Annotated in this window: 17 protein-coding genes; 11 read left to right on the plus strand and 6 right to left on the minus strand. The window is 57.9% G+C overall.

Annotated elements, in window-relative coordinates:
- On the plus strand, positions 1-191 hold a 191-nt coding region (locus OXC99_01100), incomplete at its 5' end, for a hypothetical protein (GenBank protein ID MCY4623596.1).
- 269 nt (positions 192-460) lie between these two features.
- On the opposite strand, the gene OXC99_01105 is transcribed toward OXC99_01100, so the two are convergent.
- From OXC99_01105 to OXC99_01120, 4 genes are all read right to left on the minus strand, one after another.
- Positions 461-2,971 (minus strand): DEAD/DEAH box helicase family protein, encoded by a 2,511-nt coding sequence (locus OXC99_01105; protein MCY4623597.1) that lies wholly within the window; start codon positions 2,969-2,971, stop codon positions 461-463.
- Positions 2,972-4,127: 1,156 nt separating this feature from the next.
- Positions 4,128-4,604, minus strand: coding sequence for a hypothetical protein (locus OXC99_01110; protein ID MCY4623598.1), 477 nt, complete (start codon positions 4,602-4,604; stop codon positions 4,128-4,130).
- 13 nt (positions 4,605-4,617) lie between these two features.
- Positions 4,618-5,622, minus strand: coding sequence for a hypothetical protein (locus tag OXC99_01115; GenBank protein MCY4623599.1), 1,005 nt, complete (start codon positions 5,620-5,622; stop codon positions 4,618-4,620).
- A gap of 32 nt (positions 5,623-5,654) precedes the next feature.
- The gene (locus tag OXC99_01120; protein MCY4623600.1) at positions 5,655-6,497 is read right to left on the minus strand and encodes a hypothetical protein; all 843 of its coding nucleotides are present in this window, start codon (positions 6,495-6,497) and stop codon (positions 5,655-5,657) included.
- A 707-nt stretch (positions 6,498-7,204) separates the two neighbouring features.
- Here OXC99_01120 and OXC99_01125 point away from each other — a divergent pair.
- From OXC99_01125 to OXC99_01150, 6 genes are all read left to right on the plus strand, one after another.
- The gene (locus OXC99_01125) at positions 7,205-7,579 is read left to right on the plus strand and encodes a hypothetical protein (GenBank protein ID MCY4623601.1); all 375 of its coding nucleotides are present in this window, start codon (positions 7,205-7,207) and stop codon (positions 7,577-7,579) included.
- A 70-nt stretch (positions 7,580-7,649) separates the two neighbouring features.
- Positions 7,650-8,624 carry an IS1595 family transposase gene (locus tag OXC99_01130; protein MCY4623602.1) on the plus strand — a complete coding sequence of 325 codons (975 nt, stop codon included), beginning with the start codon at positions 7,650-7,652 and terminating at the stop codon, positions 8,622-8,624.
- 15 nt (positions 8,625-8,639) lie between these two features.
- A complete protein-coding gene (locus OXC99_01135; protein MCY4623603.1) occupies positions 8,640-9,650 on the plus strand; it encodes a site-specific DNA-methyltransferase in 1,011 nt (336 codons plus the stop codon).
- Complete coding sequence (locus OXC99_01140) at positions 9,647-10,351, plus strand: restriction endonuclease (protein MCY4623604.1); 705 nt, start codon at positions 9,647-9,649, stop codon at positions 10,349-10,351. Before OXC99_01135 ends, OXC99_01140 begins: the two co-directional genes overlap by 4 nt.
- 13 nt (positions 10,352-10,364) lie before the next feature.
- Positions 10,365-10,664, plus strand: coding sequence for a hypothetical protein (locus tag OXC99_01145; GenBank protein ID MCY4623605.1), 300 nt, complete (start codon positions 10,365-10,367; stop codon positions 10,662-10,664).
- A 7-nt stretch (positions 10,665-10,671) separates the two neighbouring features.
- On the plus strand, positions 10,672-11,043 hold the full coding sequence (locus OXC99_01150) for a hypothetical protein (GenBank protein MCY4623606.1): 372 nt from the start codon (positions 10,672-10,674) through the stop codon (positions 11,041-11,043).
- Positions 11,044-11,196: 153 nt separating this feature from the next.
- Here OXC99_01150 and OXC99_01155 read toward each other — a convergent pair whose 3' ends face one another.
- Together OXC99_01155 and OXC99_01160 are read right to left on the minus strand one after the other, a co-directional pair.
- On the minus strand, positions 11,197-12,828 hold the full coding sequence (locus OXC99_01155) for an SEC-C metal-binding domain-containing protein (GenBank protein ID MCY4623607.1): 1,632 nt from the start codon (positions 12,826-12,828) through the stop codon (positions 11,197-11,199).
- Complete coding sequence (locus tag OXC99_01160) at positions 12,825-13,742, minus strand: CBASS cGAMP-activated phospholipase (GenBank protein MCY4623608.1); 918 nt, start codon at positions 13,740-13,742, stop codon at positions 12,825-12,827. The genes OXC99_01155 and OXC99_01160 overlap by 4 nt, the downstream gene beginning before the upstream one ends.
- 227 nt (positions 13,743-13,969) lie before the next feature.
- Here OXC99_01160 and OXC99_01165 point away from each other — a divergent pair, with 227 nt between their 5' ends.
- The 4 genes from OXC99_01165 to OXC99_01180 are packed head-to-tail and all read left to right on the plus strand — an operon-like array spanning position 13,970 to position 16,853.
- Positions 13,970-14,236: a DUF2604 domain-containing protein gene (locus OXC99_01165; GenBank protein ID MCY4623609.1), complete on the plus strand. Its 267-nt coding sequence runs from the start codon at positions 13,970-13,972 to the stop codon at positions 14,234-14,236.
- A complete protein-coding gene (locus OXC99_01170) occupies positions 14,229-14,840 on the plus strand; it encodes a hypothetical protein (GenBank protein MCY4623610.1) in 612 nt (203 codons plus the stop codon). Before OXC99_01165 ends, OXC99_01170 begins: the two co-directional genes overlap by 8 nt.
- Before the next feature lie 53 nt (positions 14,841-14,893).
- The gene (locus tag OXC99_01175; GenBank protein MCY4623611.1) at positions 14,894-15,328 is read left to right on the plus strand and encodes a hypothetical protein; all 435 of its coding nucleotides are present in this window, start codon (positions 14,894-14,896) and stop codon (positions 15,326-15,328) included.
- A complete protein-coding gene (locus tag OXC99_01180; GenBank protein ID MCY4623612.1) occupies positions 15,315-16,853 on the plus strand; it encodes an E2 ligase fold family C protein in 1,539 nt (512 codons plus the stop codon). Before OXC99_01175 ends, OXC99_01180 begins: the two co-directional genes overlap by 14 nt.
- Positions 16,854-16,966 lie beyond the last annotated feature (113 nt).

A 16,966-nucleotide genomic window follows, 5' to 3' on the forward strand; every position in this document is an offset into this window, starting at 1 on the left:
AGGCCCTCATCCGCAACTTCGTGGAGGGCATCGAGGTCAATGGAGACGAGGCCGTACTGACGTACACCGTGCCCATGCCCAGCGACGGCGTGAGGCGAGAAAAGGCGTCGGTTCTTGATTTCGTCCAGTCCAGCCCACCAACGTGTACGGTAGACAGAACCGTCTTCGAACTTTGGCTCGGGGGCCTATGATTCCCTAGTACCTCGATCCACTTCCGGAAACGCTCCGAGAAGCCGCTGAAGACCAGTCACTTCTCAATAGACCTCTATGCTCCTGCGAGAACTAAACCGCCTTGCTGGCGGGGCGCAGGTAGCAGGTCGGAGGCAACTCTGATTGTTGGTACCCGACGAAGCGCACCAGGCGGAGCCCCCGCTATGCCCTTGGCCGTTCCGCTTGGCGGAACGTGCTATTGGTATCTAAACCGTTTCACAGAGAATCCTCAGGAAACCGACTAACTAAATCAACTCGATCCGGGGATATCCTCCAGGGAGCTCCCATACAAGCTGGCGAATACCTTGGGGTACAACAAGTTCCGGCTCTTCATCGCTTCACTTAGTTCGTGTTCGAGACTCAACGGTAATGCGCGTTGAGCTACGTCTTGCAATGCAGCTATCAGCCGCTGGCTGAGCTCGTGGAACTGCTGCAACTCTATGACCTTCATGTCTGGCGACGGGCTTGCCTCCTTGGAGGGCGGCACTAAGGGCCCTACGAACGTCGGAACGGTCTGCGAGACCTCATGGTTGTCCTTGACCCACTGAATGTGATTGTGCAACTGCCCAACGTCCTCTTTGCGGTAGTATGAAGAGCTTTGCTTGTCGGTCTTTACCTCGATACAGGCAGCATACCCCTCTTCCGACATCCAAAGGACGTCGGGCCCAGTCCCATATTCCTTGTCCGGCCTTGTGGACCTCAGGCCGAGGTACTGGCCGAGACACCGTATGGCCTCCTCGACCTGGGCTGATGATCCATTCCCATTGAGCGGCGTGAGGTCTTGGACAAGTGTCCTGGGCGGTTGAACGAGAAGGGAATCTGAGTGTCCGATACGCATCTGCTCCGAGATGCGGGTCACCTGCGCAGGAACCGAGGTGCCTGTGCTGGGCGTGACCGAGTGGGACCGGGGCATGTTTGATTGGTTCGCGCAGGCTTTCCGATAGAAGTAAGATGCGTTCTGATGGTCGCCGCTCATTTCCAAGCTGTAGCCCAGCCAGAAGCTCAGCCACGCTCCACTGAATTGGCTGAATTCGAAGGCTTCTTCAAGGACAGCGTTCAGAGCAGCAGCTGCGCCCTCATAGTCCCTATCCCAAAGAGCCTTTCCGAAGCGAGCCTCGGCCAGTGCGATATCGAGAGCTTTGTCCTGGCCAGTCGATGCGCCGTCGGAAGGCAAGTCTCTCATGTTGTTGGTGTAAGCCTGAATCCACTCGGGACCCCTTGCCAAACAGGCAGAGGCGATGGACTTTAGGTTGCCGGTACCTGACGCTCCTTTGGATAGCTGCTCCCCAATCTCCATCTGCTTTTGTAGAAAGCGCGGCAACAAGGCCCGGTTGCGGGGAACGAGAAGCCATTCCACCAGTCCCCTGCCCGTGATCAGCACGACTCCATGGTCACTCATGCCTCTTGAGATGCGCCCGAAACTTTGCACAATGCGCGACGCCAGCAGGCTGCGAAAGCTGTTCTGCATATTGAGCCGTTCCCATTGGAACCGTTCCAAAGGACCCGCACCTTGCGGGAGCTCGTCCAGCACCATCATTCGGCAAGTGTCGCCCGGCAGGTCGAGCCCATCATACCTGGCAGCGAGTGTCAACTTCGCAGGTGGTTTGGCCTCCCTAAAGGAGCCTATGGCCTCGGAGACACTTTCCCTGGGTGGAGGCGCAGCAATATCAGCCCACTTCTCACTTCTGTAATAGCTGGGGACCAATATCAATGCCTTGTGGTCCGCGATGACCTCTTTGGCAGAAGCCAGGTCATCATCCACTCCCTCAACGGCACGCGGAATCAGTATCATCCGCTCGCATTCGCCCGCAGTGGTGGAGGGAGATATTATCTCGTCGGGCTGCCGGCCAAAGGCTCTGACAAAGCTGTCAGGAGCACTCAATGTTGCTGAAAGATAGATGCGCCTAACACCGTTCCTGAAATACGGCAGCGAGAAGACGGGCGCGACCGGGGGCGTAAGCGTTACCTCTCTATTGGAGATCAAGAGACAGCACAGGTCTTCGTGGTCTCGAATGTGCTCCCATTCGAACATCGTGCTTCTGCGTTCGCCAAGACCGGCCTCAACAAGCAGCCTGCGTAATTCTGACAGATTGCGTTGTATCTCGAATGGGGGGACGAGAAACTCGCGGGAAGCCTCACCATTGATAACCTCTGCGAAGCTGGACGCGAGGCCCACCGAGTTGTGATACGGCTGAAACAACGCCAGAATCTGGTCGAAAGTCTCAGTCATCTCGCCGCGAGTTATCGAAAGCGAAAACTGGTCTCTCAGAATCTGGTCGGCAGTGTGGGCATCGTCGAAGATGACCGCGGCTATGTCGTCGGACCTGAACCGACTCCATCCGTTGAACAACGCCTGGTAGGTGGTCACGCAAGGCGCCTCGGCGCGGTGGTACAAGTCGCCTTGGGAGAACCCCTGCCGGAAGTACGTGGCGGCCGGCAACCCGTAGCCCTGAGCTTTGGCGGCGGTCTGTTCGACGAGTTGAATGGAACTGCACGCGTAGACTACCTGCCGCTTGGTCTCATTGACCAGTGACTGAGCAATGAGCAGTCCCACCAGGGTCTTTCCAGCTCCCGTATTCAGGACCACTGCCACATCATCTTTGTCCCTGTTGGTGTGCCACCCGCGCAAAGCATCCCCTTGGCCGAGCCAGAGGTCGTTGATGCTGCCGTCGGTAATGGCAGCCCCTTGGAATATCTCGATCGGATCCGTTGGCTTGGCCTGTTGGCCGGTTACCTTGATCTTTGAGAAGTCGAAGGTCATGTTCCTATTCACCGCTTTCTTGTAGTCGTGAGCCGCCTCCCAGCGCTCCCATCCTTGTGGTTGCCTCTGCTGACTGACTAAAGGCTCCTGATGTCCAGCGTGGTCATCCTCTCTAGCACCCCTTTGTTGCCTTGTCCTCTAGCGCAGGGCAAGGCCATGCTGCACCCAGCACCCCTACCAAGTCCGTCTGCACAGGGCAGATGTGGTGTTAGCGGTGATGAAACTCTGGTGGTCCTGCAGGGGAGGAACGTACTGGATTGCATTGGGCCTAAGGATCATGCGCATTGAACCTGCGCAGCATGAGCGACTGACGCGACCTCTTGCAGCAAATAAGGCTAGATGAGTTGGGGAGGTGGAAGGCACGCCTACAGAGCAATGTGCCGACAGCTGCGTACAAGCAATGGTGGCTTCTGGTAGTGCGCTCCGTATCCCCGCTACGATTTCGGGCCTTGGAGTTTGGTACTTGCCCCGGCCTATCGAAAAAACGACTACCTTGGGCTCCACAGCCCGCCCCAGAGTGCTTGCAAACTCGGCTGGGTCAGCGCGAGATGGGCGCCCACCGTGATGAGGGAAGACCAATACATCTGACCGAAGGGAGGGTAGTCCCTCAAGCAGGTTCTCCAGTCCCACAGCGTCCAGGTCTCCCGTGAGAAGCATTCTTGGTATCGACTGGTAGCTTACGCGGGCGACGATGGACATGGAATTGGATGTCAATTTTCGCCCCTTGAGGTCTGAGCCACCAGGCCCTGCCATGGCCAAGGCAGGGCCCGGGTAGAGTATCTCGATTTCGATGTCCCCCCTTGTAAACTCCTGAACACTAGTGGTGGTGGTCACTCCGACAGTCACATTCGTTGCCGCTCTCGCGGTAGCGTCCTCTACTGCGTACCGAAGATCCTCCCATATGTCGGAATCCTTCGTGGCGTCAGAGTTCAAGAGCACATGGCGGACCTGCACTGTTGCTGCCGATAGGAGGGACAGGAGCCCCGATAGGTGGTCAGCATCCGCATGAGAAATCACCACCGCATCAATCTCAGTTATCGCGCTGTCGTGCAGGAACTCCAACAATGTGGACCCGGAACCCGCATCGAAGATGATGGTTCCTGTGGCATCTTGAAGGACCACGCACTGCCCATGGCCCACATCTAGGACTGTGAGATTAGGAGAGACTGTTGCCATTCTGTGGCTCGATGGCGGGCTCAAAGCCCTCTAGGAATAAGTCGCCGGCATCCTCGGCGCCGATGTTGACGCTCGCATAGAAGCGAAGTCCAAGCTGGTCACTTCGCCCCTCAGGTAGCGCATTCCTGTGATGGCCAAGAAGTACGGCCGGAAATCGCACTGCTTCAGCTGGACGCCAGCCTGGAATGATGGCATCGACTACGTCTTCGCCATGCTCAACATCCTTGGCGACCACGCGGACGAGGGTCCGCCAGCCTCTTCGATTTGGCAAACGCCGGCCGTCGATCTCGTCTGAGCAAATCCTGATAGCATCGGCAAGTTGGTCTGGCCCAACTTCGTCCCGAGCAAGCAGCATCGGGATCCTGCTCCTGTACTTTCGAATCGACGCGTTCTGGTCGACCTTGAAGTATTGGCTGATCAACACAGCCGGAAATGCCGTCGAATACAGCTGGGCCACAAGTTCTGCCCCGCTAAAGATTGCCCAGATCTGTTTCGTTCAAATCAAATAACGGTTGGTCTCCGGGCGAAACCGTCACGACGCCCGTCTGCAAATCGGTGCTCTGGCTCCAGCCGGGCTTCAACTGGCTTGTCAAACTGGATCCAGACCTCGCCCAAGTTGAACTGTTGCGAGTAGGGAATACTTCCCGCAGGTCGCCGTAATCGTTCCATTGAAATGCGACTTCTACGAAGTCGTCCGACTCCAGTGCCAGCGCCTCACAAACGGCATCGACATCTACAATTGATTGAGTCGATGCCTGTACTGGATTGCGAACTCCATCCGGCCCCGGTCGAAACAAGGCCGGAGTCGCTATCGTATCGACGCAAATGATTGTCCTACCAAGATAGTCCTCTGGAGCACTGGATGCGGGAAGCGGCAAGTCATCAGGTAGGTCGTCAGACGACCAAGGCAGTGGTGCGATTCTAATACCCGCCACGGGTTCGAGAGGCGCCTTGACGTTTATCCCGTTCAATACAGCGCAGGTGCGATATTGCACAGGCCGACCTTCTACCCAATCGGCGAGCAAAGAGCCTACTGTTGGTGAACCTACTAGCGCCGACCCCTTCACGAGGGCTCCTGCAAGAGCCTCCAACCCGGTAATGCAAGACATGGCGCTCAGACCGTCGGCCTGAAGTGTCGTTGTCTCCTTGGCGTAATCAAGGCTAACCTTGGGAAACGCGTGGCCTATAGTTTCGTTCTCCGTGTCAACGTAATCGTTCAAAAGAACTCGAAGGTGCTCTACTAAGAGTGAAATGGTTGCTTCTGGACAGATCAACCGGGCTTCTTTGACTCCGTCAGGGTCTAAAGCGCCTGAGTCATTGCGTCCTAACAACTGACGCAGTTCGTCGGTTGAAATCACTTCCCCAGGTCTTGAAGCCCATGACCTTGACGAATGTCCTCGTGCCGTCTCTGCGTGGCCAAGGTCGAATCGGGATTGGTCCAAGATGTATTCGATGATTTGCTCAACGCTTTCCATAGACGGACTCCATTTAGCGAATTTGAATGTGCCTACTCGATCAGGTGGGCCAGTGCCCTCAGTTCTTCGGTGATGATCAAATCCAGACCTCTCTCTTTCGGATCGCCCGACCCACCGATGGATATGACGAACCTGTATTCCTTCTGCCCGGAGAAATGGGTGCGCTTCACAAACGGAGTTACAAGCCCCCATGACGATTTAGGGAATCTCTCGATTACCTCAGAGGGTGAATCTGTGTATACCACCGGGCCATGGTCCACGAAAACCTGTCGTAGCAACGCCCACCATGTCGGACCTGGATGCTCTAAATCATCCGGGCGTAAGGCACTTCCGAAATCGATCCCCAATTGCTTGGCGAATCGCGATGGGTCTGCGATCAATGTCGCGGCATCGTAATCCCGGCAAACACTCGCCCGCATATTGTCTAAACCTGTCCGCGACGTTGGGTTAGTCGAGGTGCAGAGAATCCAGCACTCACTCCTGTAGGTCAAGGTAGTCTGAACGTGGTGTGCGCCGGAGATTGGAGTTTGGCTGGATTCCTGCTGGAGGGTGGCGAGGTCAGTGTTCCGCCGAAGGGTCGCTTCCTCCGGATCACCTATTCCGCACTCGTCGGTCTCCTCCCAATGGCGGTAATAAGCAGCGGTGCGAAGCTTGATGTTCACGGAATTGGGTATGGCGTACTGGCTTTCGGAGAACCTGACTACCTTTGACGTGCTGGCGAGAAAAGCTGGACTCGATACGTTCACTCGACGAACCACGACATGGAAAGCAGATGGGCTATCGACCCGTACCGCCTGCTCAGTCCTGCAGTAAGGACCATCGTTCGCACGCCTGAACTCCTGCGTGATGGGGAGGTCTTCAAACTTATGCTTCAACGCATCCTCCGCATATTAAGGTAAGCTCGCTCCGCCCTCAGAGAGTCGCGGGCTGTTCCCCCCTGCGTCTCCCCCTTCGGCATGAGGAAGCCGACGCGGGGCTCGGTGAAGATGTAGGTGGGGTTGCCGGCGTCGTCACACAGCTTTCGGCGGAGTTTGCTGACCATGGTGTGCATGGGCCGCGTGCTGCCGTCGCCCCTCTCTTTCCAGACCCGTTCCAACAGACGCTCGTGGGTCAGCACCCGTCCGGCGTGGGCCCGATAGCTCGGACAGCATCTGGTGATTCACTTCGGCTAGCTAAGGAAGTTGCTTATTAGCTGCAAGAGAAACCCGATCACGAGACACCCCAACCCAATACGAGACATTCGCTTGTAGTGCCGATATTCCCCTTTTGCCTCTTCGTCGCTCTTACCTCCTCCCCACACGATTGTGGTACCTCCCGTCTCTTTGACGTCCGCCGGCAACCCATACTTGAATAACAAGGCGACGCCGGCGATGTCTAGGATCAGACCCATTGAGCTAACAATGTCGGGGCAGTTCATCACTCATCACTCCTTAATCTATTGAGGTAGCCAACATTCGCAATTCATAGTAGGAACGAATACTTAGATACTCGTGGGCCGACGACCCCATTCCTGTGGGGTACTATCGTCCTTCACCGAACCCCGCGTCGGCTTCCGTATGCCCAAGAGGGAGGGGGGCGAAAAGTGAAGCTCAAATTCGTTCGCGGTGCTTACGAGGAATTTCGTCCTCGCCTACCGGGTGTCTTGCTGGTCACTCTGATTCACTGCGTGCCAATCTACGCCTTTACTTGGTATTTCAGCCTGATTGACGACCTGTCCGCACGAATCTCGCTAAGCCTGCTTGTCACCATGTTGCCGGTGTTAGAGCTCCTGTCTGAACCAAGACCCTTGAAGTCGAGAGGGGAGCAATTCTGGCTCGCACTATTCTTTGCACTCGCATTGCTGCTTGTAGCTAGCACCGAGTTCAATTGGCAAGGTTTGGCAGGCAACGCGGCTATTTTGGTGCTCGTACTCCCTTACGTGTGGATAGTTTGGAAAGGGAATTATATCGAATTTTAGCCAAACCACTTGACAACCGGCCCAAGGTCGGCTAAGATAAGTACAGAATTCAGATAGGGGAACGGCGCGAATGGCAAGCACAACGGGACCCGGCAAGAGCTACCGCAGGGGCATCAGTCTCATAGAGGCCGTGAAGCGGTTCGACACCGAGGAAAAGGCCGAGGCGTGGTTCGTGGCGCAGCGGTGGCCGGAAGGGTTGACGTGCCCCTTCTGCGGTAGCGACAAGGTCTCCGAGGTCGCCAACCGCAAGCCCCAGCCCTTCCGGTGCAGGCGGGCAGATTGTCGGCGGCTGTTCTCGGTCAAGACGGGAACGCTCCTGCACAGCTCCAACCTTCCCCTGAGCAAGTGGGCCATTGCGTTCTTCCTCTACAGCACGAGCCTGAAGGGTGTCAGCAGCATGAAGCTGCACCGTGACCTTGGCATCTCGCAGAAGGCGGCATGGTATATGGGCCACCGGATCCGGGGAATGTGGGACGCGTCGGCGGAGAGGTTCGCCGGCCCGGTCGAGGCGGACGAGACGTACTTCGGCGGCAAGGAAGCCAACAAGCACGCGGCCAAGAAGCTGCGCGCTGGACGCGGCGCGGTGGGCAAGGCCCCGGTGGCGGGCGTGAAGGACCGGGCGACGAACAAGGTGAAGGCCAAGGCGGTAGCCCGCACGGACGCGCCCACGTTGCAGGGGTTCGTACACGGCAATACAGAGCCCTCTGCGGTGGTGTACACGGACGAGGCGCGGGCGTACGATGGCCTCCGACGGACCCGCGACGTGGTGAAGCACAGCGCGGCGGAGTACGTGAAGGGCAAGGCCCACACGAACGGGATGGAGAGCTTCTGGGCGGTGATGAAGCGCGGACACAATGGCGTCTACCATCACTTCAGCACGAAGCATCTCGACCGGTACGTGCAGGAGTTCGCGGGTCGGCACAATGCGCGTCCGATGGACACGGACGCGCAAATGTCCCGCATGGTCAGCGGGGCCGATGGGAAGCGCATGACGTACGAGGGGCTGATTGGCCCCGAGACCACGCGCAATCCTCGGATGCTGTAATGGAGGTGTACGCTGATGGCGGTTGTCCAGCATGAACAACTCATCAAGCTACGGGCAGCGGTCAACGTCTGGATTTCTGAAACGTTTCCTGAGTACCGTCGATTTCTGATGCACACTGCGCCCGAATACAGCCCAACCGATGGCGCGTGGGTGGTAACACTCACGACTAAAGACACTGAAGGCCGGACTATCCGGTTGGGCCGTGTACTGGTAGACGATGAGGGCGGGCACATAAATGGGCAGAACCCCGAGAGCATCACTGAGCAAATCCACAGCATTCTTACCAGAAGCCCGGAAGCGCGCATGGATGTGGATCGACTTACAGGGCCGGGGTACGACTTCATCTTTGGGGACGGCATTGCGGCGACTGGTGCGCTCTCAGCCAATTCCATCGACCTGTTATTAACAGACCCTCCTTATGGCATCAGTTCGCCGTACACCGCAGAGGGGCAAGTACCTCGGCGGCTGCGCAGGGACGGTAGAGACTTCATCATGCCTCGCGGAGACTTTGGCGCGTGGGATGATGGGCTTGCCCCGTCAGCATGGCTTCCAGTCATGTTGTCCAAAGTACGGGGATGGGCGGTCACGTTCTGCGCGCAAGCACAAATAGGCGAATACTGCGAACTGATGAAGGCCAACAAGTTTGTGGCCGTGGGGACGATAGTCTGGCAAAAGACTAACCCCGTGCCATTCAACCATCGCTTTAAGCCTATCAACGCATGGGAGGCTATCGTGGTGGGAAAGCGGCCCGGCACCCCCTTCCACGGCAATACCGTGCACAATGTCCTTCGTTACAAGTCACCATCACCGCAACAGCGCATCCATACAACACAGAAGCCATTGCCATTGGTCGAGCGTTTGATCGAGCTTTTCAGTGCTCCTGGTGACACCATCCTGGACCCCTTCGCTGGAAGCGGCACGACGGTCATTGCAGGCGCGCGGATGGGACGTAAGGTGCAGGCATTCGAGAATAACCGGGACGTCTACCGTGCTGCGTGTGCCCGGATTGCGGCGGCGATGGCATGATGATGGATGAGTTTGAAGCCATCTTCGACAAGAAGCGCATCAACTACTTGGTCTTCCTCGTGCTGAAAGACCAACAGTGGCATTGCCGGGAGCATGAGTACACGCACACGCGCTCGACGCAGATCGCCGGTGGTGCGGGGATTCAGGGCCTTCAGCGTGGCACACAGACGCGGCCCGGGATGGTGATTGAGAGCGCGAACCATTTCTGTGTGCAATGTAAGAAACAGACACGACACGACCGGTGGCAGGGTGGCTTCGTGTCATCGGTACAGGGTAAGTCCATGCCTCCAGCATTCGCCCGCCGCGTGTTTGCCATACTAGGGAACCGGGACATCGTGGAGAATGTCGAGCGGACCCGGCATGAACTGACCATTGACCACAAGCTGCCGATGCTGCGATGGACTGACGAAGAGGCTATGCGGCAAACCGACTACGCGGCCATGACTGACGACGACATTCGGGCCAACTTTCAGTTGCTCAAGAAGTCCAATGGCAGCATCAGCCACAACCTACTCAAGAGCCGCGCTTGCGAGCGGTGCTACCAGTCAGGGCAACGCGGGCAGCCGTTCGGCATTGACTTCTACTACGCTGGAACTCGACGCTGGGCACCCGTCGACAAGAACGACCCAAGCGGATGCGAGGGCTGCGGGTGGTATGACTTTGCCAAGTGGCGCGACGCGCTGAATGACAAGACGCGATGAATGGAGCGGCATCATGACCAAGAAGACAGGAACACGAAAGACCGCGCGCACAAACACCTTCACAACGACCACAACGCGTAAGGGAGTGGGCACGGCAAGGTCGAAGACGCGGGGACGGCCACTAGGCCGCACGTACCCGCCGCGCATCAACGCGACGCCGGAGGAAATCGCGGCGCGGGTGCTGGGGGCCAAGCCCAACCCCGTCTTGAAGGTGCGAGCATACCACTGCGCGGTGTGCGAGCGGGTGGTTGCGTACCCGGAGACGCTGTACGAGGACGGGCGCTGCGAGACGTGCCACGCCCTGCCCGCCTAGGTGGGGTTTGGCTAAAATTCGATATAATTCCCTTTGGAAACTGATGCGCCACAACTGGTTGTTGCTAACAGCGTTGATGCTTGCTCTAGCTTTGATGATGATCTACTGGTCTGCGGCACTGGCCGGGGACGATAGTTGGTTCGACCTTCTGTTGTTGCCGCTACCGGTGGTGATAATCGGAGGGATTATCTGGGCGCCGGTGGCGCGGCAGGTATTGGACACCGCCAAACTACGGAAAGATTGCCCATTGAGCGGTCCTGGAATGCAGGCGCTGGCTATGGCTATTCTGTTTCTGCCGGTCATTGTCGTCGCAGTCGCCGTTCCTGGGATCCTTGACCTCAGTCCGGCCTGGTCGGCGGTATCTCTGACCATCGTTTGAGTCCTGCTGAGCTCCGTGGTTTCGGACCCTTTGAGGCGCTTCTTGCTGGAATGGGGAAAGCTATCGCCGAACTCTACCGAATGTGCGGAAAAGACGCAGATGGATATTCACAGTGAGTAGATGGGGCAGCCGTACGCACCCTCATCCTCGGTACTATAGTGCCGCGTGCCTTGCGCCCAAGGCCCGACTGAACCTGTCGACTTCGCCCAAATGGCACCGCTTGTATTTTCGGCCACTCCCGCAGGTACAGAGGTCGTTCCTACCCAAGCCGCGCCTGGCTATGTCGGCAAGGTCAGACAGGTACTCCCGAAGGCCCGGTTCGCCGTGGGAGTATTCGCCCCAGAGGTGCCGCCTGGCAGCTTCCAGGCCATGTATCTCGGTGTAAGAGAGCCTGTAGAAGAATGGCACGACCAATTCGTCGATGAATTCTTTCAAGGTCGTCCGGCGGTCGGCCAAAGGCTGGAGGCCCAGACAGCAAGCCCCATCAGGGTAGAAATGCAGATCGATGGCATCGACCTGCTCCGTCTCCGCGATCCGTGCATGCCTGTCGCCGACTTCGTACACGGCGGGCCAGCCATTACGGTCGAGGGCGGCTAGCTCGATCCTTATGGAGAACGAGTCGCAGAGATACGAGTCCATGCCCACAGTCGAGTCATCACCACCTATGTGCAGCTTCTCCCGTTCACTGTCGTAGGCGGCCCGCAGCTCGAGCTCGCCGGCGATGACGCCAGACTCCCGGTCGTAACGGAGACCTGGGAAGCTGACTCCCAGCCACTCAAGGTCCCTTTGCCCCAAGCTGAGTCGGCCCGCATCCCGCTGAGCCGAGGCGGTGGCCCAGGGCTTGCTGGGCTTGACTACCCGAGGCGCCGCTACAGACGCAGCGGCGGAGGCAGAGACGCTTAGGCTACCGAATCCGTCCCCGAACAGGTCCCTCCACTTTCTGACGCTGGACTCATCATCTTCGTCAGAGTACGCGTCCTCTATCCTTCTGGCGTAGCTGGAGATCATATCCCTAAAGTGACTGTACTTGGCCTGGTCCCAGTGCCGTGTGAAGGTTTCGGTTGGAAGAGCGGGATTGTGGATCTCGGGCATGGATGGGTGGGACTGCAGGAACTCATTCATGCGTGTGATTACGGTCAGCAGCGCGTCTGGAGTGGTCTTGAACTGAGTGTCACCTTCCCAGTCATGCACCGTATTTCCAATGAGCGTCGTCAGCAGGATAGACGGAGCGGTGAAGGTCTTCTTGTGGTCTCTCAAATACTTGAGGAGCCGGGTAACGAGCTTGAGGTTGCCGTTGGTGCCCCGGTTCTTCCCGTTGAACCAGTCGCGGAATCCAGTACCGTCCGTGACCTCGTACTCGTTCGTCTTCCTGTTGCAGATGAAGTGGTGGCCGTTGTAGGTGATGCAGGGAACCACGTCTATCTTGAACTCCCCCGCGTAGTTCACCGTGACGCACCTCGTGTTCCTCTGCACCTTGTCGGCGTAGTTGCCATTGGCCTTTAGGCACCAGTACACGTCATCGATGTAGTCCTTCGGTCCCTTGGAGCTGTCGTACTCCACGTAGACGAGGCGGTCCACGTCGTACTCGTCGGTGTCCTTGACGGGCCTGATGGTCGTACCAAGGGCGTATGACCCCTGCCGTTCGGTCCTCCTGTACCCGACCAGATTCTGGCTCAGGTACTCAGAGACAGCCTTGTCGCTCCTCTTCAACCTCTCGTACCGCGAGGGGTTGAGATTCACGTGGTCTCTCATGAATTCGTTGAAGTCGTTCACTCGTCTTGTCATTCGCTATCCTCCAGATTGGCCATGATGGCCTTGCTGTAATGGGTGAAGTCTCTGTCGGCCAGGGCCTTGAGGGTCTCCAGGTTCTTGGTGTCATCCAGCTTCCATGACTTGATCTGCGGGTCCAGACGCACGTGCCGGTCCCCGAGCAGCAGCTTGGCCATGTTGGTTGATGCCTGGGACTGTAGACCCAGCACATACGGGACCAGCTTCGCTCCGCCCCAGCCGGTCAGAAGACCCCAGGCTCCGCACCGAGTGTAGAAGCTGGCGGTCCGTCCGGTTCCGACGGACAGGACACGGATGCTTCCGAGGGGCTGGTGGAACCTGGAAAGCGCCTCGATGACGGCGATGATGGTGGGATTGTTGGCCCACAGCCCCCCGTCCGCCAGCAGGTACTGCCCAACCTGCCTGGGGTCGAAGTATGTAGGCGCAGCGCACGATGCCAGGATCGCGTCTCTGAGCCGCACCTCGCCGTCTCGCGTGTAGGTCTCTCCAAGTTCTTCCAGGTACCGGGACTTGAAGACATGCACCCCCCCGGTCGAAATGTCCGAACTCGTAATCATGAGCGGGGTCGACACTTCTCCCATCGTTACCTCGGGCAAGTACTCGCCAATGACCTGGTCAAGGGGATGTGTTGAGTAGCGGCTCCGAATGAAGGGGAAGAGGCTGAACCTTCTCCTGCTGAAGATGCGGTCGGCCTGACTCTCGAACAGGCCTACCAGAGTCTTCATCGGGATGTTCATTGAGGCCGCACCCGCCAGGATCGATCCTGTACTGGTTCCCGCGATGAGGTCGAAGCGCTCTCGTATAGGCGCGCTCAGGGTGTCCTCCAACCTGGCGAGGACGTGCGCACCGTACACACCCCTGATGCCGCCGCCGTCGAGTGCCAGTATGTTGAACGCATCGTCGCTTCGCATGGCGAGCTAGCTCCGTCCGCGTACATCGGCGGCTTCCGCACCGGGCGCCACTGCCGTGCGACCCGGGTGAGACGCCCTTGGGACTCCAAAACGCTCTACCGAATCATCCGCACAGATATGCTCAAGTGCTTCACACATGCGACCATTATACCACAGACTCACGGACTTCACTTTGTTTAATGAAGATGGTATGATAGCGTTAGATCAAAGCAGAAGGAGGCTTACAGATGTCCGATCCAAAGAAGGCCGAGGTTACTGTTGTCGTCAACGGAAAGCCCACGGAGGTTGTCGCCGTCAAGGACCGGCCCCTCGGCGACATCATTCAAGACGCTCTGGAGCAAACAAGGAACACGGGCCAGCCGGCAGAGAACTGGGAGCTCAGAGACGCCGATGGGAATCTGTTGGACCCGAGCAAGAACTTCGGAGACTATGCATTCCCGGAAAAGGTGACCCTCTTTCTAAACCTCAAAGCGGGGGTCGGGGGCAGTGGCTAAAAGTACCGGTCAGTACATGGATCCCTCGGTATCCCGCACGAAGTTCGACCGAGAAATCGCCGAGTACCGTGTCTTGGAGGCCGACTACCGGGCCCGCGGCTGGTTCTTGGTGAAGGCTGAATGGCCTGTGGTAATCGTGGTCCTGGCTTCGGACAAGACCAAGCCGCCACCCATAGTGGCCGCCGTCCAGTTCGAGTACACCAACTGTGACGCCGAGCCGCCTTCCGTTCGCTTCATTGATCCATTCTCGGGTCGGGTTCTTACCTTCAAGGAGTTGCCGACCCGTCTCCCCCAGGGGGTTCCCGGCCAGGAATTGGCATCGCCTATTCCCGGTGGTCCCATGGTTCAGGTCATGGTGGCGCAGGACCTGATGCAAGCCAATTCCCCAGAAGACGTACCCTTCCTCTGCATTGCCGGGGTAAAGGAGTACCATGACCACCCGGGCCATTCTGGTGACCCGTGGGAGCTACATCGGTCCTCGGGCGGAGGTCGGCTTGTTCGCCTGTTGGAGGTAATATCCAAGTACGGCCTGGAGACGGTGAATGGTTTCAACGTCAACCTCCAGCCCCATGTTTCACTTGCATTCTCGGAACCTCCTCAATGAGTCTACGAGGAGTACAGCGGTTTCGAGTCAAAGCGGACTCCATACGTGCAACCGTGGAGGCAATTCGCGCAGCTGGGGTGAACGGCTACGAGTTGTTCGTAATCTGGTCGGGAACACCGGACGGCGACGTGTTTACAGTTGCCGAGGTGCACATCCCTGATCAGGTCTCCTACAAACTCGGCGACGGACTTTGCGTGAGGATCGACGGCTCTGAACTCCATCGGTTGAATGTATGGCTCTATGAGGCCCAGCAGGTCGTCGGCGCTCAGGTCCATAGTCATCCCCGTGATGCCTACCACTCGGATACGGACAACGCATACCCGGTCGCCACGCTCGACGGCAGCCTGTCGATAGTCCTCCCGTACTTCGGTCGCGACGGTTGGGAATCAGATGAGATAGCCGCATACCGCCTCGGGCGAGACGGTTGGAACAGGGTGAGCGGCCCACTTAGCGATTTGGTTGAGGTTGTCGGTGATGGCGTTAGCTGACTACTTTCCCCGCGACGCGCTCGCTATATCTCAAGTTCTCCAGGGGTTCGACACCGACACCTTCACTGAAGAGCTTGAAGGTGTGCGAGTTGCAATCGCATTCGACGAAGAGGCGGCAACCAGCCGCGACGGACGCTACCTCCTTGACCTCTCTGTCAGGCTAGCGGCTCGCCTGTACCCGAGCCTTACGTTTTTCCCAGTTTCTGCCCGTGCCGAGTTCCCCGACGATCTCATCGCGTTGGCCATTAGAATTAACCCCAACATCGAAACCTCCAAGTCGGGTAACGCCTACGTTGCTCTTTCAGTCGGGGTACATGCACCTGCCGTCGATGCACCGACCGTACACGCCGGCTGCGACGGCTGGGTTGCCACGGTTGGGACTGAGGGACCATACAGCACGAGCGACCTGGGCAACCCCTTCGGAGCTGGCTTTGCGGCCTGCATAGCGGCAGCCAACTTGTTTCGCTTCCTCTTCCTCCCTGATGGCAAGACTTCGCTGGACACCGATGCCAGCTTTCCTCCCGACGCGGACTCTTTCCCCCGTCTAGTGGCCTCCAATCTGACAGACCCCTTGGTGTTGTTCGGCGTTGGAGCAGTCGGCAATAGCACCGCCTGGTCCCTGGCGCGGACGCCGCTCACCGGGCAGATTCACCTAGTCGATCCACAAGTCGTCGAGCTTAGCAATCTCCAGCGCTATATCCTTTGCGCCCGGAGCGACGAGGGTGGTATCAAAGTCGACATCGCCGGCCAGGAGTTTGGAGGAAGGCTAAGGGCGCTTCCTCACAAGGAAGCTTTGGCCTCCTTCCTCGAAGCCAACGGTTACAGGTGGGAACGCATTCTGGTTGCTCTCGATTCCGCTCATGACAGGAGAGCTGTACAAGCGAGCCTGCCTCGTTGGATCGCCAACGCCTGGACCCAATTGGGTGATCTCGGCGTGTCCTCTCATTCCTTTTTGGGGCAAGATGCCTGTCTTGCATGCCTGTACTTGCCGTCCCAGAAATCCAAGAGCGACGACCAAATTATCGCTGAAGGCCTCAAGATACCCCAATTCCAGACCCAAGTCCGTTTCCTACTGGGGAACGGCCAGGCGACAGGCAAGGAAATCTGTGACGCGGTTGCCAGCGCTTGGGGCATTCCCACCAAAAACCTTGATCCCTATGCAAATAGGCCGATACGTGAGCTTTGGGTGGAGGGCATCTGTGGCGGCGGCATCATTCCTCTCGGTGAGGCCGGACCTGCTCCGAGAGAGTTGCAAGTTCCCCTTGCTTTCCAATCGGCTCTTGCTGGCGTGCTGCTGGCCGCGGAAGTGGTCATCGACGTGTTGACCGGCGGGGCCCGACGCAAGACCCTGTTGCGCCAGATGGACGTCTTGAGTCCTCTAGGAGAACTCTCTCCCCAGCCGGCACTCAAGGCGGGAACGGGGCTATGTATCTGTGAGGACGACGATTTTGTCGCCACCTATCGAGCAAAATACATGGCAGAAGAAGAAATCCCCGTTGGGGTCGGCTTAGGCCAAGTGGATTGAGTCATCTACTCTTATAGCGTAGGTGTAAGGAGAATCAGGGCCTTGGAGGGCTACAGAATCCCATAACCTAGGTGCGCTTTGACACGACTCTTTCGCCGGTTATACAATTCCGC

This window comes from Chloroflexota bacterium (genome assembly GCA_026713825.1).
Classification (GTDB): domain Bacteria; phylum Chloroflexota; class Dehalococcoidia; order Lucifugimonadales; family UBA1127; genus UBA1127.

What these genes read in the sequence shown, in the direction of transcription:
- OXC99_01105 (MCY4623597.1), bottom strand. Translation starts at nt 2,971, where the DNA reads ATGACCTTCGACTTCTCAAAGATCAAGGTAACCGGCCAACAGGCCAAG.
- OXC99_01115 (MCY4623599.1), bottom strand. Translation starts at nt 5,622, where the DNA reads ATGGAAAGCGTTGAGCAAATCATCGAATACATCTTGGACCAATCCCGA.
- OXC99_01130 (MCY4623602.1), top strand. Translation starts at nt 7,650, where the DNA reads ATGGCAAGCACAACGGGACCCGGCAAGAGCTACCGCAGGGGCATCAGT.
- OXC99_01135 (MCY4623603.1), top strand. Translation starts at nt 8,640, where the DNA reads ATGGCGGTTGTCCAGCATGAACAACTCATCAAGCTACGGGCAGCGGTC.
- OXC99_01140 (MCY4623604.1), top strand. Translation starts at nt 9,647, where the DNA reads ATGATGATGGATGAGTTTGAAGCCATCTTCGACAAGAAGCGCATCAAC.
- OXC99_01145 (MCY4623605.1), top strand. Translation starts at nt 10,365, where the DNA reads ATGACCAAGAAGACAGGAACACGAAAGACCGCGCGCACAAACACCTTC.
- OXC99_01155 (MCY4623607.1), bottom strand. Translation starts at nt 12,828, where the DNA reads ATGACAAGACGAGTGAACGACTTCAACGAATTCATGAGAGACCACGTG.
- OXC99_01160 (MCY4623608.1), bottom strand. Translation starts at nt 13,742, where the DNA reads ATGCGAAGCGACGATGCGTTCAACATACTGGCACTCGACGGCGGCGGC.
- OXC99_01165 (MCY4623609.1), top strand. Translation starts at nt 13,970, where the DNA reads ATGTCCGATCCAAAGAAGGCCGAGGTTACTGTTGTCGTCAACGGAAAG.
- OXC99_01180 (MCY4623612.1), top strand. Translation starts at nt 15,315, where the DNA reads ATGGCGTTAGCTGACTACTTTCCCCGCGACGCGCTCGCTATATCTCAA.